This is a genomic window from Nguyenibacter vanlangensis, from assembly GCF_013376155.1.
In the GTDB taxonomy this organism is placed as follows: Bacteria; Pseudomonadota; Alphaproteobacteria; order Acetobacterales; family Acetobacteraceae; genus Gluconacetobacter; species Gluconacetobacter vanlangensis.
On sequence record NZ_JABXXP010000187.1, the window covers coordinates 1 to 4,992 of the forward strand.

6 protein-coding genes are annotated in these 4,992 nt (G+C 61.6%); 2 read left to right on the plus strand and 4 right to left on the minus strand.

From position 1 onward, the window contains the following. On the minus strand, positions 1-1,233 hold a 1,233-nt coding region (locus HUK84_RS10190; protein ID WP_176640194.1), incomplete at its 3' end, for an ABC transporter permease. Positions 1,234-1,416: 183 nt separating this feature from the next. Further along, the gene (locus HUK84_RS10195; RefSeq protein ID WP_246285597.1) at positions 1,417-1,809 is read right to left on the minus strand and encodes a DUF5367 family protein; all 393 of its coding nucleotides are present in this window, start codon (positions 1,807-1,809) and stop codon (positions 1,417-1,419) included. Positions 1,810-1,900: 91 nt separating this feature from the next. Here HUK84_RS10195 and HUK84_RS10200 point away from each other — a divergent pair, with 91 nt between their 5' ends. Together HUK84_RS10200 and HUK84_RS23780 are read left to right on the plus strand one after the other, a co-directional pair. After that, a complete protein-coding gene (locus HUK84_RS10200; protein ID WP_176640195.1) occupies positions 1,901-2,464 on the plus strand; it encodes a TetR/AcrR family transcriptional regulator in 564 nt (187 codons plus the stop codon). A gap of 417 nt (positions 2,465-2,881) precedes the next feature. Further along, positions 2,882-3,274: a GFA family protein gene (locus HUK84_RS23780; protein ID WP_176640196.1), complete on the plus strand. Its 393-nt coding sequence runs from the start codon at positions 2,882-2,884 to the stop codon at positions 3,272-3,274. A gap of 302 nt (positions 3,275-3,576) precedes the next feature. Here HUK84_RS23780 and HUK84_RS10215 read toward each other — a convergent pair whose 3' ends face one another. Beyond that, positions 3,577-4,488, minus strand: coding sequence for a LysR family transcriptional regulator (locus HUK84_RS10215; RefSeq protein ID WP_176640197.1), 912 nt, complete (start codon positions 4,486-4,488; stop codon positions 3,577-3,579). Positions 4,489-4,794: 306 nt separating this feature from the next. After that, positions 4,795-4,992, minus strand: a 198-nt coding sequence (locus tag HUK84_RS22845; protein WP_218064310.1) for a hypothetical protein, incomplete at its 5' end; no start/stop codon positions are given.

Below are 4,992 nucleotides of genomic sequence, written 5' to 3' on the forward strand. Positions count from 1 at the left end.
GGCCAGGACCGGGGCAGGGCGGAACGCGGCCAGGACCAGCGCGGGATAGAGACCGGCCACCAGCCCCACCGCCAGAACGATCAGGACGACCAGCGGCAGCACGAAGGACATGTCCAACGCCACCGTCCAGCCGCTGAGCGTGTCGATCCAGGCAAGGCCGACCTCGACCATGGCCAGCCCGACGAGGGCGGAACACGCGACCAGGGCCAGGGCCTCGCCCATGAATTGCAGGACCAGCGCGCCGCGTGACGCGCCCATGACCTTGCGGATCGCGACCTCGCGCGCCCGCATGCCGGCGCGGGCGGTCGCCAGGTTGACGTAATTCACGATGGCGGTCGCAAGCGCCGCGATGCCCACCAGTTCGAGAATGGTGACAAGCTGGCGGCTGGTCCCGCTGCCGGTGATCGCGGCGTCATGAAAATGGACGTCCGGCAGGCCGACCAGCGTCAGGCCCGCCCCCGCGAAATCCTGCGCCAGGGCCGTCGCGGGCAGATGGGCCGGGTGGCGGGCGACATAGTCATGCAGGCCCGCGCCGATGGCGGCGACGGCGGCGGGATCGTCGAGCCTGATCCAGATCGCGCCCCACTGGCTGCCCCAGTTGGTAAAGGGCAGCGTTGCGTACTGCTGCGACGGAAAGACGGTCAGGATGCCGAAATCGACGCTGCTGTTCGGGGGCGGGTCGGCATAGACCGCGGTGACGGTCGAGGGCATATGGTCGTTGTCGATCTGCATCTGCCGGCCGACGGCCTGGACGGTGCCGAAATATCGGCGCGCGATCCGCGCCGGAATGACGATCATGTTCGGGCCGTCCAGATGCCGGCCGCGGGCCGGCCCGGCAACGATCGGCAGCGCGAAGACCGAGAAGAAATCCGGATCGGTCATGGTGACGGTTTCGGCTGCCAGTTGCTGCCCGACCCGGACGGGCATGGACGCGGAAAGCACGCGGACCGCGTGCGCGATGGCGGGAAAATCCTGCTGCAGAAACGGATAGGGCACAAAGCTGCTGCCCGGATTTTCGGACGGCGCACGACCGGCGGGGTGCCAGAACATGTCCAGCCGGTAGAGATGCCGCGCATCGGGAAGGGCGGTATCGAAGGATGTTTCGTACCGGACGATCAGGGCCAGCGTCAGGAACGTCGCGATGCCGCAGGCCAGTCCCAGCACATTGAGCACGGTATAGAGCCGGTGACGCTGCAACTGGCGCCCGAACGTCAGCAGCATGTTCGCGAACATCGCAGATCCTTTCCGGATGACCTTGCGACGAGTGTAACATCCGGACGGAAATTTTCTAACGCATTGTTATAGAAAGAATTTTATGGAAACTACACATCCCGCTGTCCGGAACCGGACAGTAAGAAACAACAGGGCACCGCAGGCCGGCCCCGGCCGCCGATAACCGGGGCGAGCAGGCGGGCGTCACGCCCTGGATATTGTGCCGAAGCGGTTTGCGAACAGCAGGGCACCCCATGCGCTGATGCCGTATCCCCAGAGCAGCCATGCGGAAGCGAGACGGCAGGCCTGGTCGCTGCTGGCATAGATGAAGGGAAACCACCGCAGGGCGATCGCATCATACAGCATGGCATCGGCCATCACCACGACGCAGCCGGCCAGGATCTGATTGCCCTGAAGACGCGCCAGGCGACAGATCAGCCAGACACAGCACAGCGCGACCGGAATGCTGGTCAGGAAGCCGATATCGCCGCGCAGGCCCGTCAGGCTGCTGGGAACGGCATGCACGTACCAGGCTGCCAGGGCCCAGAAAAGGAAAGCCACCAGGGAACATGTGATAAGCTGGTTAAGGCGTAGCATCCTTGTTCTCCTTCCGTATGAAGCAGGTGCTACATTATCGAAATGAAGCGAGTGCTACAATCCCCTTGCGGCGAGGATTCAACAGATTTTGATGACGGATGATGCGGCCCCTGGCGACAAGGCGTCGCGGCGCGCGACATTGGCTGGTCAGGCAGCCGAACTGATTTTGCAGAACGGGCTGGGCAATATGGGCCTGCGCGGCCTGGCCAGGCAGTTGCAGACCAGCGACCGCATGCTGCTCTATTATTTCGGGACCAAGGAGGCGCTGGTCATCGAGACCCTGGCCAGGGTCGGAGAAAAATTCCGATCCTTGCTGGGCAGATATAGCGACGGCCCGCGCCTGCCGCCGGGACGTTTCGTCGCGCAGGTGCTGGCGATGGGACGCGATCCGGCGGTCGCCCCCTATATGCGGGTCTGGACCGAACTGATCGCCCGCGCGGCGGCCGGCGAGGCGCCGTACGGTACGATCGCGCAGAAGGCGGTCTCGGACTGGCTGACCTGGATCGAGTCACGCCTGGTCCCCGATCCCGCCCATCCGGAACGGCCGGCGGCATTGCTGTCCATTATCGAGGGCGTGACATTCCTGGAAATCGCCAGTCCAGGCGCGACGCGCCAGGTCGAGCAATACCTGACCCAGGCCCTGGACGCGCAATAGCAGCGTCCGGGCCGGCGTCAGCCGCGCGCACACAGGACGCGCTGGCCGATGCCGCGGCGCCGCAAACCACCTGGTTGCGGCCGCCGGCCACGACCGGATGATCCGCATCTCGCGGCGGTGGAATTGGGCCTCGATGCTGCCGATCTTCAAAAGCGCGATGAGGTCCGCAGCCTCACACCGGACTATCCGACTTGAATACTGTCCCGACAGACAGGCCACGGACCGCCGGCCAAGCGATTTCAAGGTTGATCTCGGCCGGATAGCCACGCGCGAACGGGGCGCTCGGCCCGAGCCCATAGCCCGACGAAGAATCCGTTTGGAAATTGAGGTAGCGGTTTCGGCCGTAACGATTCATGCTCATCGATGACAAAGGTCGATCGCACGAAATGGGCGAACTGGTCAGCGTAGGAGGGACAGATGAAGGGTGGATGTCTTTGCGGAGCCGTGCGCTATATCGCTGAGGGTGAAGCGCTCAGCAGTGGTATCTGCCATTGCGAGACCTGCCGGCGTGCTGCGTCGGCACCCCGGCTTCCCTTCGTTAGCGTCCCGTCCGCCGGCTTTCGCTACACAAGCGGCGCACCAATCGACTATATATCGTCACCCGGCGTTACCCGCAGCTTCTGCGGCCGGTGCGGGTCCCCTTTGACCTATCGCCGGGACGATACCCCTGGCGAACTCGACGTCATGACGGTGAGCTTGGATAACCCGAACACGATCCGTCCAACCTTCCATGTCTGGACGGGCGAGGCGCTTGACTGGGATCAGATAACGGGGGATCTCATGCGCTATGCGCAATCACGCCCCGGATAAGAGACCGGTATAAGTCCGAGATCGAGGTTTTCGGTGCGGCCGGTCGGTGATCCAGGCTGTGGATGAGACATTTTTCTCGCCCGAAAAATCGCCTCTCCCTGTTTTTCCAAACACGTTCGAGCCTATCGGGGATTTTGCGCAGGGCCTGTTTCACTCAGAGGGTGAAGCATTCGCCGAAGATGATGGCGAACTACGTTTTGGCCTCGGCCCATTCACGTGGCGGGCGTTTCCAATCTTGCGCCAGGCGATTGCGCATTTCCCCGAGCGACCTTCCTTGATGCCGATGCACTCGATCGAGGCAGTTACGTCTGATCCGTATCGTCGAGGATTGAGTTGAATTTATCCGAGATCAAGTCGATCACCGTCTGCGCGGCAGGAGAAATGCTACGTTGGACATGGTAGAAGAGAGAGAAATTCAGGGGTGTGATGCCGGTATCGATCAACCGGACGAAGCTGAATTCTCCGGCCTTCACTTCGTTCATGACGTCGGCAAGCGTCAGGAGGCCTGCTCCCAGGCCGCTTCTGACGAGCGACTTGATGCTGACGATACGGTTGCTGGTAATCGCAGCGTGCAGGTTGACGCTATGCCGCGCCAGGGTTTCGCGAATATTGGCGCCGATTGCCAAGGTGCCGCTGGGAAGAATGAGTTTCAATCCCACCGCATGGCTTAGTCTGGTTTCCCGCAGGTCGGCGAGCGGATGGTCGGATCGCACGACCAGACCGACGGGTGAATTGAGGGTGGCGACTGTATGGACCTTCTTCGATGCGCCTTTGCGGATTGAGATGCCGAAATCCACTTCGTTACTGGTGACCGCTTCCCAGATTTCCGCGATATCCAGTGTCCGGATGTTGAATTCGACACGGGGATAGAGTTTGTGGACCTCCAGAAGAATTTCCGGAATGAAACGATCGCTGACGGCTTCGACCACAGCCATTTCCACCAGGCCGCGGCGAAGACCGGATAAATCTTCGAGGCGTGTGCGGAACGATTCGAAATCGCGTTTTCCCGACATGATCGCCGCCAGCAGCAACTCCCCGGCTGCCGTCAGGGTCAGGCCCGCACTATGCCGGTGAAACAGCAGGAGCCTCATCTCCTGTTCCACAGCCAGAATCTGTCGATTGACCGCCGATGCCGAGACGTTCAGCGCACTCGCGGCCTGTCGAATGGAACCCGTTTGTGCCACCATCTCGAAATAAATCGAAAAGCGGGACAACGTAAAAATTCGGCCCGCGTTACGACTGCCGGGTGTTCTGGTTTTTATAGTGGGCATCGGACTGGTTAATGAGACCCTTGTTCACGGTATGTGGCTTAATGCGGCGCGTTTCGAATTCCAGCTTGACGGATTTTATCAAGAAACGTCAAGGCGAACTGGCGGTTGCGCCGGCGTCGACAAAAATGCAACGACCTGTCACTTTCTTTGTGTTGGACGAGCGGTCCGATATCGGCGATTTTGTGTTGTCATACAGTCACTAGCACTGCTCTGCGGATCTGCCGTGGTCGCGGGGGACTGATGGGCGCATCACGCTTTTTTCGTCGCCAGTTGATGCGTCATCAGTGCGCCATCGCGATGAAAAATCTGGAAAAACGAAGCGGAATATCGTATGAGCAAACAAGATCGGAGCGGGTGGTACGTGGCGCGAGTCGCCTCCGTCCTTCTTGCAGGAGCGGCGGGTTTATCAGCCTGCGCGGCCCCGGCCCCGGCCCCGGCCCCGGCCCC

Coding starts and splice junctions, on each gene's coding strand:
- HUK84_RS23780 (WP_176640196.1), top strand. CDS start 2,882: ATGAAGGGTGGATGTCTTTGCGGAGCCGTGCGCTATATCGCTGAGGGT.
- HUK84_RS10195 (WP_246285597.1), bottom strand. CDS start 1,809: ATGCTACGCCTTAACCAGCTTATCACATGTTCCCTGGTGGCTTTCCTT.
- HUK84_RS10200 (WP_176640195.1), top strand. CDS start 1,901: ATGACGGATGATGCGGCCCCTGGCGACAAGGCGTCGCGGCGCGCGACA.